Raw genomic sequence first — 15,372 nt, 5'->3', positions numbered from 1 at the left:
AGTTTTGCATGATCGATCACGTCCGCCCCGCCCAGCTGTCTGCCTGGTTTGCCTCCGCGCCGGAAGGCAGCCGGCCCCTGGTGCTGGACGTGCGTGAGCCCTGGGAGCTGCAGACCGCCAGTGTGCGCGCCGACGGGTTTGAGCTGGTGGCCATCCCCATGGGCGAGTTGCCCGCGCGCCTGGCTGAGCTGGACCCCGCGCGTCCCATCGCCTGCCTGTGCCACCACGGCGCCCGCAGCCTGCGCGTGGCCTCGTTCTTGCAGCACCACGGGTTCGAGCATCTGGCCAATATCACCGGTGGCATCGACGCCTGGTCGCACGAAAGCGACCCGGCGGTGCCACGCTACTGATGCCATGGGGTTGTATGGACCGCACTTTTCAGCTTGTGGCCCCCTGCTGCCCGCCGTTGCCCGCCCTGATTCGATTCGCAGACTCTTCCGAAGGACCCCCCGATGACACCGTTTAGGCCCCTGTCCCTGTCCATCCTGTCCCTGGCGCTGGGCGCAGCGCTGTGTGCGCCGGCCCAGGCGCAGAGCCTGCTGGAGCTGGTGGAATCCGCCCGTACCTATGACACGGCCTGGCAGTCGGCGCGTGCGCAGCTGGACGCCGCCGCCCGCAAAGCCGACCAGGCCCGCGCCGGCCTGCTGCCTTCGGCCGCACTGACCGGGGGCCTTACCCGCTCCAACGTGGAGCTGAGTAAACCCAAGATCGAGAACACCGGTACGGCGCAGACGGTGGGCATCAACGCCTCGCAGCCACTGTACCGCCCCGCCAACCGCATTACGCTGGAGCAAGGCCAGCGCGGTGTGGATGTAGCCCAGGCGCAGCTGGATGCCGCCACTCAAGACCTGTTGGTGCGGGTGAGCCAGGCCTACTTTGATGTGCTGGCGGCGCAAGACACGCTCACCTTTGTGCAGGCCCAAAAGGCTGCCGTGTCCGAGCAACTGGCTGCTGCCAAGCGCAATTTTGAAGTCGGCACCACCACGGTGACCGATTCGCGCGAAGCACAGGCCCGTTACGACCTGGTGATTGCCCAGGAGATCGCTGCCGAAAACGACCTGCGCGTGAAACGCCTGGCGCTGGACCAGCTGGTCGGCATCACCGGCACCAAGCCCCAGCCCCTGGCCCTGCCCGTGCAACTGCCCAGCGTGGTGCCTGACAACCTCACCACCTGGGTGGACACCGCCCGCGACCAGCAGCCCGGTGTGCGCCAGGCTGTCATCGCGCTCGACATCGCGCGGCTGGAAACCAAAAAGGCCGAAACTGGCCACCTGCCCACGGTGGACCTGCAGGCGGGCTACAACGTCACGCGCAACCTGCACGGCACCATCACCTCGCCCGGCGTCACGGCCCGCAGCAATGCCGCCAGCGTGGGCGTGGCGCTGAACCTGCCCCTGTTTGCCGGCTTTGCCGTGCAAAACCGCGTGAAGGAAACCCTGGCGCTGGAAACCAAGGCCGAAGCCGACCTGGAGACCGCCCGCCGCAACGTGGCCCAGGCCACGCGCGCCGCGTTCTACGGCGTGCAGTCCGGCCAGGGCCAGGTGCAGGCCCTGGAAGCAGCCGAAGCCTCCAGCCAGAGCGCGCTGGACGCCAACAAGCTGGGCTACCAGGTGGGTGTACGCATCAACATCGACGTGCTCAACGCCCAAAGCCAGCTCTATCAGACCAAGCGTGACCTGGCCCAGGCCCGCTACAACGTGCTGCTGGGCGGCCTCAAGCTGCGCCAGGCGGCGGGCACGCTGTCGCAGCAGGACATCGAAGCGGTCAACGCACTGCTGGCCAAGTAATAGATCCTTGCGCCCCGCGCCGGGGTGCATCGGGTGCGTGAACTGCTGCTGAAGCCTAGTGCAGGCTACCCTCGGGCTGCACCATCGCCACGATCGCACGCGCCGTGGCCTGCGCAGCCCCTCGGTGCGTTGCGGCAAAGCGGGTGGCCCGCTCGCTGGCTTCTTCGTGCGCGCGGGCAGCCCCTGCCAGCGCTGCAGCTTTCGCTATCCCTTGCGCCAGGTCAGGCACCCGCTGTGCAGCCCCTGCCGCGCACGCCAGTTCGGCCGCCTCGGCAAAGTTGAAGGTGTGCGGGCCCAGCACCACGGGGCAACCGCAGGCGGCCGCCTCGATCAGGTTCTGGCCGCCCAGCGGTGCAAAACTCCCCCCCAGCAAGGCCACATCGGCCAAGCCGTAATACAGCGCCATTTCGCCGATCGAGTCCCCCAGCCACACGTCAGCCACTCCAGGCGCTGCGGCCCAGGTGCTGCGGCGCGACACCGACAGGCCTGCGCGCTGCAGCAACTGGTGCACCTCATCAAACCGCTGCGGGTGGCGCGGCACGATGAGCCATTGCACGGGCGGCAGATCATCGCCAGACGCTTCACTATTGATAGCTGCCGAGGCATGATCCACTAGCGCTTGGGGCGATTTTTGTCGTATTTTCTGGATCTGCTCCAGCCACATGGCCTCTTCGCCCTCGCGGCTGCTGGCCAGCAAGACCACGGGGCGGCCGGTGCGGGTGCGCCACTCGCGGCCCCGCTCCAGCAGTTGTGCGTCGGGCACCACGTCGAACTTGAGGTTGCCCAGCACGCCACGCACCGGCGCACCGATGGCTGCGAGCCGCGTGGCGTCCTCCTGGGTCTGGGCCCAGACGGCCGCGAGCCCTGCGTAGGCGGGTCGCGCCAGGGCCGACAGGCGCTGAGCCTTGCGCAGCGATGTCTCGTTGAAGCGTGCATTCGCCAGCACCAGCGGAATGCGCCGCTGCCGGCAGCCCGCCACCAGGTTGGGCCACACCTCGGTTTCCATCAGGATGCCGATGGCCGGGCGGAACTTGCGCAGGAAACGCCCCACCGCACCCGGCGTGTCCCAGGGCTGCCACACCTGCACGTCACCGGGCAGCAGGAGCTTTTCGCCCTCAGCCCGCCCCGTGGCGGTGCCGTGGGTGAGCAGCAGGCGCATGCCCGGCAGTTGCTCGCGCAACTGGGCCAACAAGATGGCGGCGGCCCGGGTTTCGCCCAGCGACACCGCATGCACCCACACAAACCGGCCCAGCGGGTCGGTGCTGCTGTGGGGCATCAGGCTGTCGATGGGGGCCGGGTAGCGACCAAAGCGCTCGCCCACCGCGTGGGCGTACCCTGGCTCGGCCACCGCACGGCGGCGCAGCTTGCGGCGCAGCAGCGGCTGCGCGCTCCAGGTCAGCAGCGAATACAGGGCCCGCGCGACGTTCATGCGGGCACAGACAGGCTGAGCACACCACCCGCCCAGCCGCTGTCGCTGCGCGCAGCCCAGACGATGCAGGGCGCGTCATCCGGCGCAGCCACCACACAGCGGCCACCGGGCGCCCAAAAGGCGCTGCGCCCCGCACTCACGTAGCCGCCGGACGTGCCGCTGTAGTTCGCCGCCAGCACCGCCATGTCGTGGTCGCGCGCGTAGCCTTCCAGCATGGCCGATTCCGCTGCGTAGGCCTTCTCAGAAATCAGCACGCCCGCCGCATACAGCGCTGCGCCAGCGCCACGGGCGGCCTGGGCATGCGCGGGGTGGGTGATGTCGGCGCACACGGCCAGTGCCGTGGGCTCGCCCGCCACCAGCTGCACCTGTGCGTCGTCCGAGCCCGCGCTGGCAAATTGTTCTTCGCTGTCGTGCAGATGGCGCTTGCGGTACAGCGCCACGCTGCCATCCGGCCCCAGCAGCCAGGCCCCAATGGCGGGCAGCGCGCCTGGCTCCACCGGTGCTGCCGGAGCACCCACCACCAGCGCCATGCCATGGCTCTGGGCCGCCTGGCGCAAGGCTGCCAGCACGGGGTGGTCGGCCGTCAGCACATGGTCGGCCATGAGCGAAGGCTCGTAGCCGATGAGCGACAGCTCCGGGAACTGCAGCAGTTGCACGCCCTGATGGGCAGCGGCCCGCACGCAGGCCAGGTGCGTTTGCAGGTTGCGCTGGAGATCACCGGGCGCCGACGGCGTCTGGGCGGCTGCGACACACAGGGGGGTGGAGAGCGAGAGCATCGGGCGTGCGGCAGGCAATGTCAGTGGCTGGCTGCGCCCACATGGGCGTCGGGCTTGACCCGGTGCAGCAGCGCCAGCATGGCAGCCTCGATGCGGGCCAGGGCTTCGGGGGTGTGGCCCTCAAAGCGCAGCACCAGCACGGGCGTGGTGTTGCTGGCGCGGATCAGGCCAAAGCCATCGGGCCAGTCCACGCGCAGGCCGTCGATGGTGCTGATGGCGGCGGGGTCGGCAAAGGTTTCGGCCGCGAGGGCCTGCAGTTCGGCCGTCAGGCGGTGCGGTTCGCCCTCGGCGCAGGCCACGTTCAGCTCGGGGGTGGAGAAGCTGGTGGGCAGCGCGTTCAGCACGCCGCTGGGGTCGCTGCTGCGGCTCAGGATCTCCAGCAGGCGGCAGCCGGCGTAGGTGCCGTCGTCAAAGCCGTACCAGCGTTCCTTGAAGAAGATGTGGCCGCTCATCTCACCGCCCAGGGGAGAGTTCGTCTCCTTCATGCGCGCCTTGATCAGCGAGTGGCCAGTCTTGAACATCACCGGCACGCCGCCGGCCACCGCAATCGTGGGTGCCAGACGCTGGGTGCACTTCACGTCGAAGATGATTTCGCCACCCGGCACGCGCGAGAGCACGTCTTGCGCAAACAGCATCATCTGGCGGTCGGGGAAGATGTTGGTGCCGTCCTTGGTCACGATACCCAGGCGGTCGCCATCGCCGTCAAACGCCAGGCCCAGTTCGGCGTCGCTGGTCTTCAGCGCCTCGATCAGGTCGCGCAGGTTTTCGGGCTTGCTCGGATCAGGGTGGTGGTTGGGGAAGTTGCCGTCCACCTCGGAGTACAGCTCGGTTACCTCGCAGCCCAGCGCCCGGAAGATGGCGGGCGCCGAGGCGCCTGCAATGCCGTTGCCGCAGTCCACCACGATCTTGAGGGGGCGGGCCAGCTTCACATCGCCCACAATGCGCTCGCGGTACGCAGGCAGCACATCCACATGGCGCACCACGCCGCCGGGCACCAGCTGCCAGCTTTCTTGCTCCATGGTGCGGCGCAGGGCCTGGATTTCGTCACCATAGATGGCGCGGCCGTTCAGCACCATCTTGAAGCCGTTGTAGTCCTTGGGGTTGTGGCTGCCGGTAACCTGGATGCCACTGCTGCACAGCGTGCTGGCCGCAAAGTAGAGCAACGGCGTGGTGACCAGGCCCACGTCGATCACCTCGATGCCCGCCTCCACCAGCCCCTGGATCAGCGCCGCCGAAATGGCGGGGCCTGACAGGCGGCCATCCCGCCCCACCGCCACGGTGGTCTGCCCTTCCGCACGGGCTGCCGTGCCAAAGGCCCGGCCCAGGCCCAGGGCCACGTCTTCGTTCAGGGTGGACGGCACGATGCCGCGGATGTCATAGGCTTTGAAGATGGCGGGGGTCGGTTGCACGCAGGGGGGCCTTTCGCGGAGGGGTTGAAAAGTCCGCTGCATTGTAGGCGGCGGCCTCGCCGGTGTTTGTCAGTCAATGCCGCAGGCGCCAGCCCCACACCCTCCCAAGGCACAGGTCCGAAAACGGCCAGTGGCCTGGCGCCAGACTCCTATGATCTGGCCCATGACCTCCACCGCCCTGCCCTCCAACCCTACCGCCGACACGGCAGCCGACGAAGGCCGCTACCTGGCGCTGCAGGCGCGCGATGCGCGGTTTGACGGGCATTTTTTCACCGGGGTGACGTCCACCGGCATCTACTGCCGCCCTGTCTGCGCCGTGCGCACACCCCGGCGCGAAAACTGCCGGTTTTTTGCGCTGGCAGCGCAGGCCGAAAGCGCCGGGTTTCGCCCCTGCCTGCGCTGCCGGCCCGAGCTGGCCCCCCAGGCGATGGCGTGGTCGGTGCAAGACGCCAGCGGCATCCTGGTGCAGCAGGCCGTGCGCCTGCTGGATGCCCCCGACCTCTGGCCCACACCGGCTGTACCCGGCGAGGGCAGCGCCACCGTGGCCCGCCTGGCCGAGCGGCTGGGCGTGAGCGACCGGCACCTGCGTCGCATTTTTGAATCCGCCCTGGGCGTATCGCCGCTGCAATACCTGCAAACGCGGCGGCTGCTCACGGCCAAGCAGCTGCTCACCGACACCGGCATGCCCGTGACGCAGGTGGCGCTGGCCAGCGGGTTCGCCAGCGTGCGGCGGTTCAATGCAGCCTTTGTGGGGCATTACGGCCTAAACCCCACCCAACTGCGCCGCCGTGGAGCGGCGCCCGTCCGCACAGACGGGCCCGGCGCCAGCAGCACGCTGCGCCTGGCGTGGCGGCCGCCGTTCGATGTGGCAGCGTTGCTGGCGTTTTTTGAGCGGCGCCAGTTCCACGGGGTGGAATGGGTGCTGCCCCAGGAGGCCACCTTGCGCCGCACAGTGCGCCTGCAGCATCCGGCCTCGGGCAGCGCAGGCCAGCCCACGGAATCCACGGGCTGGTTCAGCGCCCGCTTTGACGTGACGCGCCACCAAGTGCTGCTGCAGACCAGCGACAGCCTGTACCCGGTGCTGCCGCTGGTCATCCGCCGCGTGCGTGCCATGCTGGACCTGGACGCAGACCCGGCGGCCATCAACGCCGTACTGCACCCGCATTTCCCGGACGGCGACGGCCTGCGCGTCCCCGGGGCATTTGACGGCTTTGAACTGGCTGTGCGCGCGGTGCTGGGCCAGCAGATCACCGTGGCAGCCGCCCGCACATTGGGCCAGCGGCTGGTGGAGCGGCTGGGCGAGCCCATCGCCACGCCCTGGCCCGAGCTGCACCGGTTGTTCCCCACCGCAGCCACCCTGGCCCGCGCTGATGGCGACATGCTGGGGCAGCTGGGCATCGTGCGCCAGCGGCAGGCGGCCATCGTGGCGCTGGCCCGCGCTGTGGACAGCGGCGCCCTCGCCCTGCATGCGGGCGCCGACGTGCCCAGCACCACCGTCGCCCTGTGCGCCCTGCCCGGCATTGGCGACTGGACGGCGCATTACATCGCCATGCGGGTGCTGCGCTGGCCCGACGCCTTTCCGGCCGGTGACGTGGCGCTGCACAAAGCGCTGGGGGTACAGCAGCACAAAAACCCGGCACGCGCGGCGCAAGAAGCCTCGCAAGCCTGGCGCCCCTGGCGCAGCTATGCCGTGTTGCGCGCCTGGGCCGCTGGCAGCAGCGGTGCCGGCACGCCTGCACCTGCAGACGCCCAGAAACTATCAAAACCATAGCACCTCAGGCAATAGGCACTAGCGCATGGTGCCGATTTCGCCCCAAAACGTCCCCCATCACCCTCTAGCGACCGCTCCATATGCAGTTTCACCCCCTCACCGTGCAGGCACGGGCAGACACCCCGCTGGGGCCCGTCCGGCTGGCCGCCTCCCCCACCGGCTTGTCGGGCGTCTGGTTTGAAGGTCAGCGCCACGAGCCCACCGCCCACCTGCACGGCACTAGCGCCTGGGCTTTGGTGCTAGGCAATCACCCCGTGCTGCAAGAGGCCGCGCACCAGCTGCAGCAGTACCTGGCCGGAGAGCGCCAGCACTTCGACCTGCCGCTGGATCTGTCGGGCGGCACGGTATTCCAGCAATCCGTGTGGCGCGCGCTGCTGCAGATTGGCCGGGGCCAGACGACCAGCTACGGAGCGCTGGGCCGCCAGCTGGGCAACCCCAGCGCCGTGCGGGCCGTGGGCGCGGCGGTGGGCCGCAACCCGCTGAGCGTGGTGGTGCCCTGCCACCGCGTGCTGGGTGCCGATGGCAGCCTGACCGGCTACGCGGGCGGCCTCGATCGCAAGAGGGCTTTGCTGACACTGGAGAATGCACCCCTTTTTGCCGCCGCCACCCCTCCCATGAAAGCCATTGCATGAACAGCCCCGCCACCCGGCCCGTCTCCACCTGGATCGGTGAATTCATCCTGCTGGCCGCACTGTGGGGCGCGTCGTTCCTGTTCATGCGCCTGGGCGCGTCCGACTTTGGCCCGCTGCCCACTGCCGGCCTGCGGGTGGCGCTGGCCACGGTGTTCCTGTGGCCCATCATGCTGCGCCAGGGCCACTGGCCTGCGCTGCGCGCGCACTGGCGGCCCATTTTGTTTGCGGGCGTCATCAATTCGGCGATTCCGTTCTCGCTGTTCTCGTGGGCGGTGTTGCACATTGCCACGGGCCTGACCTCGATCCTCAATGCCACCGTGCCGCTGTTTGGCGCGTTGATTGCCTGGATGTGGCTGGGCGACCGCATCAACCGCCTGCGCTGGGTGGGGCTGGCGCTGGGTTTTGTGGGCGTGGCCCTGCTGGCCTGGCGCGCCCCCGCTGGTGCCGGGTTCAAGACCGACCATGCTCACTGGGCCATTGCGGCCTGCCTGCTGGCGTCGGCGTTCTACGGCGTGTCGGCCAGTTTTGCGCGGCGCCACCTCACGGGCCTGCCGCCGCTGGCCACGGCCGCCGGCAGCCAGCTGGGCGCGGCGCTCGGCCTGGCCCTGCCCACCTTGTGGCTGTGGCCGGCCCAGATGCCCGGCGTACGTGCCTGGGCGGCCATCCTGGCCATTGCCGTGCTGTGCACCGGCATTGCCTACATCCTTTACTTTCGCCTGATTGAGCACGCAGGCCCCAGCCGGGCGCTGGCCGTCACGTTCATCACACCCGTGTTTGCCGTGCTGTATGGCACGCTGTTCCTGGGCGAGAGCATCACGCCATGGATGGTGGGCTGCGCACTGGTGATCGTGTGTGGCACCCTCTTGTCAACCGGACTTATCAGGACGCTGCGTCCCGCCCGGGCCGCCTCAGAACAGGCCTAAACTTGACACATGGTTTTTTTATCGGGTGCATGCTTTCTGAGGAAAGCCCCATGCGACACGGGTCGCGACATGCCCCCGCTCCTCCCGCAGGGTCGCCCGCCAGTCGTTAGCGCCCCTCCAGCCCCCTCTAAGGCGTATTCGCGGCACCAGGCCGCCCAAGGAAAACGCCATGGGTAACAACGCGCTGCTGGCAGGCGCGACCCTCATGCTGCTGCTGTTGGTGCCGGTCTGGCTGTCACCACAAGAGTCGCTGCACCCCTCCCGGCGCACCCTGATCCTGCTCGGCGTAGCGGGTGGGCTGGTCTCCATCGCCGCCTTTGAGGCCCTGCGCTGGAACGCGCCCGAGCTGCACATCGTGGCGTACCCCACTGCCACGGCGTTCATGGCGCTGTTCTATGGCGTGCCAGCGGCGGCCATCACCGCCCTGCTGGCCTTGCAGGCCTCGCTCTGGACCGACACCTCCACCGCCTGGCCCGCCACCACCGTTCTGGGGGGCGCTCTGGCCACTGGCTGGGGTTGGCGCAGACTGGGCAGGCGCTGGGCCTGGCCCGACTGGGCACCGCTGGCGGGCCTGACCCTCACGCTGCCGCTGGTGGTTTCGCTGGCCATGGGCGCCACAACGGACGCCGGATTGGGCACCCAGACCCTGCACTGGCATCACGGCGCTGGCGTGCTAATGCTGGGGATTGGCTGGCTGGTGATCGCAGACAGGGCTCGCGCCAAGCTGGCGCGCAGCGAGATCCAGCAGAAGTTGGGCCAGCAAGAGCACCAGCTGCGCCTGGCGCTGGACGCCCTGGGGGGTGGCCGCTGGCAGTGGGATGTGGTCGAGCGCCGGTTTTCGTGTGATGGCCGGTTTTACGAGGCCTACGGCATCACCCGTGCCGACATGCAGTCGCCCGACCTCTGGCAGCGCTGGTACGCCCGGCGACACCCGCTGGACGCCGAACGCAATGCCGCCAAGCTGGCGCGCGCCATGGACGGGCTGGAGGACAGCTACGAGGCCGAGTTCCGCGTGATGGACGCAAAGGGCCAATGGCGCTGGCTGATGTCGCGCGGCATTGTTGCCAAGCGCGACGCCCAGGGCCGCCCGGCCAGCCTGATCGGCATGGACGTGGACATCACCGCCCACCGCGAGGCCGAGGAGGCGCTGCAGTCTGCCGAGGCCAAATACACCACCTTCTACCAAACGCTGCCCGACCCGGCGGGCATCACCCGCATTGCCGACGGGTGCTACATCGACGTGAACCCCGCGTTCTGCGAGCTGTTGGGCTTCACGCGCGAGGAGGTTCTGGGCCGCACCTCGTCAGAGTTGCAGGTCTGGGCCAACGAGCACGAGCGCAAGCGGCTGCTCGAGACCTACCAGCGCGAGGGCAAGGTGGACCGGTTGCCCCTGGTCGCGCAAAGCAAAGGGGTGCAGGTGCCGGGCCTGATGTCGGCACGCTCTGTGCTTGTGAATGGCGAAAACTGTTTTGTTTTCGTTTTCCACGACATGACCGAAGCCCAACGCACCAGCGACGAACTTCGGGCGCTGTACCACCAGTTGCAGCAAGCCGGCCGCCTGGCCCGGCTGGGCGCGTGGGAGGACGAGCGCGGGCGCGGACTGGTGTACTGGTCGGACGTGTGTTTTGACATCCACGGCCTGTCCCCCAACCAGCCGCCGCCCAGCGACTACATCGACCGCCATGTGGCCCCGCAGTACCGCGAGGCGCTGCGCGAAAAGTTCCGCCAGAGCATCCGTTCGCGCACCGAGTGGAGCATGGAGATGGAGGTCTATCACGCCGACGGCCACCTGCTGTGGGTGCGCGCAAGCGGCGAACCGGTGATCGAGAACGGCCGCGTGGTCAAGGTGCGCGGCGTGATGCAAGACATCGACGAGGCCAAGCGCGCCGACCAGCGCCTGCGCCAGTCCGAGGAGCGCTTCTCCCGCATCTTCCACCTCATGCCCTACCCCATGGGCCTGTCGCACCGCAGCGACGGCCGCTATGTGGACATCAACCCCGCCTGGGTCGACATGCTGGGCATTCCCCGCGAGGAAGCGATTGGCCGCACCGCCGTGGAGCTGGGCATCTTCACGGCCGAAGACCGCCAACGCCTGATGGAGCAAATCAGCCAGACCGGCCACCTCAGCGACTACGAAGTGACGCTGAACGTGCGCAACGGCCCCCGACGCACGGTGCTGCAGTCGATGCGCGCCACCGAGTTTGACGGCGAGCCCTGCTGGCTGTTCTCGGTGCACGACATCACCGACCGCAAGCGCAACGAGGTACAGGTGCGTGAACGCGAGGCCCTGCTGTCGCTCACCATCTCCGCCGCATCGCTGGGCCTGTGGGACTGGGACCTGCAGACCGGCCTGGTCACAGGCGACCGCCGCTGGCGCGCAATGCGCGGGCTGGCGGCGACCGGCGACACCACGGCGGCCGTGCAATGGACCACGGCCATCGCCCCGGACGACATCGACCGCATCACTGCGGAACTGGCGCGCCACACCGCCCACCTGGGCACACCGTTCGACGCCACCTGGCGGCTGAACCAGCCGAGCGAACCGGTGCGCTGGGTGCGCAACCTGGGCAAGATCGTCGGCTTTGACGAGCAAGGCCGGCCAGCCCGCATGCTGGGTGTGGCCATCGACGTGACCCCGCAACGCGAGCAAGAGGTCATGCTGCAGCGCCTGGCGCTGTACGACGCCCTCACCGGCCTGCCCAACCGCGTGCTGCTGGCGCGCAAGCTGCAGGAATGTATGGCCCAGGCCCGTGACACCGGCAAGCAGCTGGGCGTGGCCTACCTGGACCTGGACGGTTTCAAGCCCGTGAACGACCGCCTGGGCCACGGCGCGGGCGACCGCCTGCTGGTGGTGGTGGGCGGCCGGCTCACGCGCGCACTGCAGCCGGTGGACACGGTGGCCCGGCTGGGGGGCGACGAGTTCGTGATCCTGATGCCCGGGCTGGAGTCGGTGGCCGACTGCGAACGCATTCTGGGCCGCGTGATGGAAAGCGTCTCGGCCCCTTATACGCTGGACACCGAGCGCGTGGTCGTCACGGCCAGCATTGGCTACACCATCTTCCCGCAGGACGACGCCGACGCCGACACCCTGCTGCGCCATGCCGACCAGGCCATGTATGCCGCCAAGCAGGCCGGGCGCAACCGTTTTCACCAGTTCGACGCCGCCCAGGAGCGCGCCGTGCAACTGCTGCGCGCCCAGGGGCACTACCTGCGCGAGGCGCTGGCGCAAGCCCAGTTCACCCTGTACCTGCAACCCAAGGTGGACATGCGCAGCGGCACCGTGGTGGGCGCCGAAGTGCTCTCGCGCTGGCTACACCCCGAGCGGGGCCTGGTGCCACCGGGCGAATTCTTGCCGCTGCTGGAGGGCACCGATCTGGAGATCGGCTTTGGCGAATGGGTGGCCGAGGCGGCACTCACGGTGCTGGAGCAGTTGCAGGATCGGGGCATGCCCATGCCGCTGAGCATCAACATTGCCGCCCAGCACCTGCAGCAGCCGGGCTTTGCCGACTGGGTTGCCGGTTGCCTGGCGCGGCACCCCCGCGTGCCCGCGCACCTGGTCGAGATCGAGATCACCGAAAGCGCTGCCCTGTACGACCTGAGCGCCGTGGCCGACACCCTGAACGCCCTGCGCGCCATGGGCGTGACGGTGGCACTGGACGACTTTGGCACCGGCTACTCGTCGCTGACCTACCTGCGCCGCCTGCCCATGGACACGCTCAAGATCGACCAGAGCTTTGTGCACGGCATGATGGGTGACCCCGGCGACCTGGCCATCGTTCAGGGCGTGATCGGCCTGGCCCGCTCGTTCGGCTACCGGGTGATTGCCGAGGGGGTGGAAACCGTCGAACAGGGGCAGATGCTGCTGCAGCTGGGCTGTTTGCAGGCGCAGGGCTACTGCATCGCCCGGCCCATGCCGCTGGAGGACTTCATCGGCTGGACACCCCATTGGCAGCCCCCTGCAGGGTGGCAGCGCAACCGGCCCATTTGAAAACACTGAAATCGTTGCCAAGCGCTAGTGCCATATGCGCCGGAAGCTATGATTTTGGTAGTAACCAAGCATTCTCTTCGTCTCCTGGAGGCTGGCCTTGAACATCCGCGAACTCCGCGCCGAAGACCTTGCCCCTCTGCTTGGCCTGTACACCCACCTGCACGAGCATGACGACCCGCTGCCCTCTGGACCCGAGGTGCAAGCCGTATGGACTGAGGCGCTCGCCAACCCACGCATTCGGTACTTTGGAGGGTGGGATGAAGGCCAGTTGGTTTCGTCCTGCACGCTGACCGTCATCCCCAACCTCACGCGCGCCTGCCGCCCCTATGGCGTCATCGAGAACGTGGTGACGCACTCGGCCCATCGCAATCAGGGCTGGGGGCACGCGCTGCTGCAGCACACCCTGGCACATGCCTGGCGGGAGCGCTGCTACAAGGTCATGCTGATGACGGGCCGCAAGGACGAACACACCCTGCGTTTTTACGAGCAAGCGGGGTTTGACCGGCACGGCAAACAGGCGTTTGTGGCCAAGCCACCGCAGTGACTCGGCAGGACCAGCACGGCGCCCACCCTGCTGGTTGGCGGTGAGTTGAAATCAGCCCACCAGGTCCTTCACCTGTTGCAGCGCAGCCGGGTCTTCCATCGTCGTCAGGTCGCCCGGGTCGCGCCGCTCGGCCACGGCCTGCAGGGCGCGGCGCAGCAGCTTGCCGCTGCGGGTCTTGGGCAGCACGGTCACGAAGTACACGCGCGACGGTCGCGCCACGGCGCCCAGCTGGTGATCCACCTGCTTCATCACCTCGCCTTCGAGCTTGAGGCGTGCGGCGTCATCGGTCAGGCCCGAGGCGTCGCGCACCACGGCAAACGCCATGGCCACCTGGCCCTTGAGGCTGTCCGCCACGCCCACCACAGCCACTTCGGCGATGTTGGGGTGGGAGGCAATGCTCTCCTCGATCTCGCGCGTGCCCAGGCGATGGCCGGCCACGTTGATCACGTCGTCAGTGCGGCCCAGGATGAAGTGGTAGCCGTCCGCATCGCGGATGCCCCAGTCGAACGTGCTGTAGATCAGGCGGCCGGGGATGCTCTTCCAGTAGGTGTTCACAAAGCGGGCGTCGTCGCGCCACACGGTCTGCATGCAGCCGGGGGGCAGCGGGCCTTCGATGGCGACCACGCCTTTCTGGTTGGGGCCTGTCAGCTCTTCCCCCGTGGCCTCATCGATCAGCTTCACGCCGTAGCCGTACATGGCCTTGCCCGGGCTGCCGAAACGTGTGGTTTGTTTTTCCACGCCATTGGCCAGGGTCAGAATGGGCCAGCCGGTTTCAGTCTGCCAGTAGTTGTCAATGATAGGCACTTGCAGCGCGTCGCTGATCCACTGGGCGGTGGGCTCGTCCAGCGGCTCGCCCGCCAGCCACAGGGCCTTGAGGCTTTTCACGTTGTATTTGGCGAGGTAGGCCGGGTCCTGCTTCTTGAGCACCCGCACCGCCGTGGGCGCCGAGAACATGTGCGTGACCTGGTACTTCTCGACAATGCTCCACCACACGCCCGCATCGGGCCGCGTGGGCAGGCCTTCGTACATGATGGTGGTCATGCCCGCGATCAGCGGGCCGTAGACGATGTAGCTGTGCCCCACCACCCAGCCGATGTCGCTGGTCGCAAAGTACACATCGCCCGCCTTGGCATCAAAGATGTGCTTCATGCTCGCCGCCAGCGCCACGGTGTAGCCGCCCGTGTCGCGCTGCACGCCCTTGGGCTTGCCGGTGGTGCCGCTGGTGTACAGCGTGTAGCTGGGGTGGGTGGATTCGACCCATTCGCAGGGCACGACGGTGTTCAGGTGCTGCTCGCGCAGCGGCGCCCACTCATGGTCGCGGCCCGCCTGCAGGTGCATGGGCGCCAGGCCCCGGTTCACCATCAGCACGGCGGCGGGCTTGTGTTTGGACAGCGCAATGGCCTCGTCCAGCAGTGGCTTGTAGGGCACCACCTTGCCGCCGCGCGACCCGGCATCGGCACTGACCACAGCCACGGGCTCGGCGTCTTCGATGCGCGAGGCCAGCGAGCCCGAGGCAAAGCCGCCAAACACCACCGAATGCAGAGCGCCAATGCGCACGCAGGCCAGCATGGCAAAGGCGGCCTCCGCAATCATGGGCATGTAGATGAGCACGCGGTCGCCCTTCTTCACGCCCAGCGACAGCAGCACAGCCGCCATGCGCTGCACCTCGGCGTGCAGCTCGGCAAAGCTGTAGCTGCGCTCGGTGTCGGTTTCGGTGGAGATCGCCACCAGCGCCGCCTGGCTGGCTCGCGTGGCCAGGTGCCGGTCTACCGCGTTATGGCACAGGTTGGTGGTGCCGCCCACAAACCATTTGGCAAACGGCGGATTGCTGTAGTCGCACACCTGCTGGGGCGGCGTCTTCCAGTCGATCAGCTTCGCCTGCTCGCTCCAGAAGGTGTCGCGGTGGTCGATGGACTGGCGGTAGAAGTCGGCGTAGGTGCTGTGTGCGGTCATTGTGGGTGTCTCCTCGGCATCTCTCTCGCCCTGCCAGGACAGCAGGTTTTGAATTCATAATTATTCATGACGGGCTTGCGGCAAACTGACGCAGCCAACCCTCTGCCTCATCATCCATGGCTCCAGATGCAGCAGGCATATTGATATGTCGGCAAACGTC

The 15,372-nt window shown here is 68.0% G+C and carries 11 protein-coding genes; 7 read left to right on the top strand and 4 right to left on the bottom strand.

The window, feature by feature from the left end:
- Positions 1–8: 8 nt before the first annotated feature.
- Both ACODSM_RS13865 and ACODSM_RS13860 read left to right on the top strand, forming a co-directional pair.
- Entirely contained in the window at positions 9–350 is a 342-nt protein-coding gene (locus ACODSM_RS13865; RefSeq protein WP_015014056.1) for a rhodanese-like domain-containing protein, read from the top strand.
- Positions 351–452: 102 nt separating this feature from the next.
- Positions 453–1,787, top strand: a complete 1,335-nt coding sequence (locus ACODSM_RS13860; RefSeq protein ID WP_488805662.1) for a TolC family outer membrane protein — start codon at positions 453–455, stop codon at positions 1,785–1,787.
- Between the two features lie 55 nt (positions 1,788–1,842).
- Here the strand turns inward: ACODSM_RS13860 and ACODSM_RS13855 are convergent, their stop codons facing one another.
- From ACODSM_RS13855 to ACODSM_RS13845, 3 genes are read right to left on the bottom strand one after another with little or no spacing between them, the layout of a single operon-like run.
- Positions 1,843–3,216 (bottom strand): 3-deoxy-D-manno-octulosonic acid transferase, encoded by a 1,374-nt coding sequence (locus ACODSM_RS13855; protein ID WP_488805661.1) that lies wholly within the window; start codon positions 3,214–3,216, stop codon positions 1,843–1,845.
- The gene (locus tag ACODSM_RS13850) at positions 3,213–3,992 is read right to left on the bottom strand and encodes a carbon-nitrogen hydrolase family protein (protein WP_488805660.1); all 780 of its coding nucleotides are present in this window, start codon (positions 3,990–3,992) and stop codon (positions 3,213–3,215) included. Before ACODSM_RS13850 ends, ACODSM_RS13855 begins: the two co-directional genes overlap by 4 nt.
- A gap of 20 nt (positions 3,993–4,012) precedes the next feature.
- The gene (locus ACODSM_RS13845) at positions 4,013–5,401 is read right to left on the bottom strand and encodes a phosphomannomutase/phosphoglucomutase (protein ID WP_488805659.1); all 1,389 of its coding nucleotides are present in this window, start codon (positions 5,399–5,401) and stop codon (positions 4,013–4,015) included.
- 163 nt (positions 5,402–5,564) lie between these two features.
- Here ACODSM_RS13845 and ACODSM_RS13840 point away from each other — a divergent pair, with 163 nt between their 5' ends.
- The 5 genes from ACODSM_RS13840 (at position 5,565) to ACODSM_RS13820 (ending at position 13,259) form a co-directional block, all read left to right on the top strand.
- Entirely contained in the window at positions 5,565–7,172 is a 1,608-nt protein-coding gene (locus tag ACODSM_RS13840) for a DNA-3-methyladenine glycosylase 2 family protein (protein WP_488805658.1), read from the top strand.
- An 80-nt stretch (positions 7,173–7,252) separates the two neighbouring features.
- Entirely contained in the window at positions 7,253–7,804 is a 552-nt protein-coding gene (locus ACODSM_RS13835) for a methylated-DNA--[protein]-cysteine S-methyltransferase (protein ID WP_015014050.1), read from the top strand.
- A complete protein-coding gene (locus ACODSM_RS13830; protein ID WP_015014049.1) occupies positions 7,801–8,727 on the top strand; it encodes a DMT family transporter in 927 nt (308 codons plus the stop codon). The genes ACODSM_RS13835 and ACODSM_RS13830 overlap by 4 nt, the downstream gene beginning before the upstream one ends.
- A gap of 169 nt (positions 8,728–8,896) precedes the next feature.
- A complete protein-coding gene (locus ACODSM_RS13825) occupies positions 8,897–12,715 on the top strand; it encodes a sensor domain-containing protein (protein WP_488805657.1) in 3,819 nt (1,272 codons plus the stop codon).
- A gap of 97 nt (positions 12,716–12,812) precedes the next feature.
- Positions 12,813–13,259 (top strand): GNAT family N-acetyltransferase, encoded by a 447-nt coding sequence (locus tag ACODSM_RS13820; protein ID WP_295938900.1) that lies wholly within the window; start codon positions 12,813–12,815, stop codon positions 13,257–13,259.
- Positions 13,260–13,310: 51 nt separating this feature from the next.
- Here the strand turns inward: ACODSM_RS13820 and ACODSM_RS13815 are convergent, their stop codons facing one another.
- Positions 13,311–15,212 (bottom strand): propionate--CoA ligase, encoded by a 1,902-nt coding sequence (locus ACODSM_RS13815; protein ID WP_488805656.1) that lies wholly within the window; start codon positions 15,210–15,212, stop codon positions 13,311–13,313.
- Positions 15,213–15,372: the final 160 nt, after the last annotated feature.

The sequence above is a fragment of the Acidovorax sp. FG42 genome (genome assembly GCF_057809195.1).
Note: the sequence above shows the minus strand (reverse complement) of the source record. Positions and strands in the feature narration are given on the sequence as shown.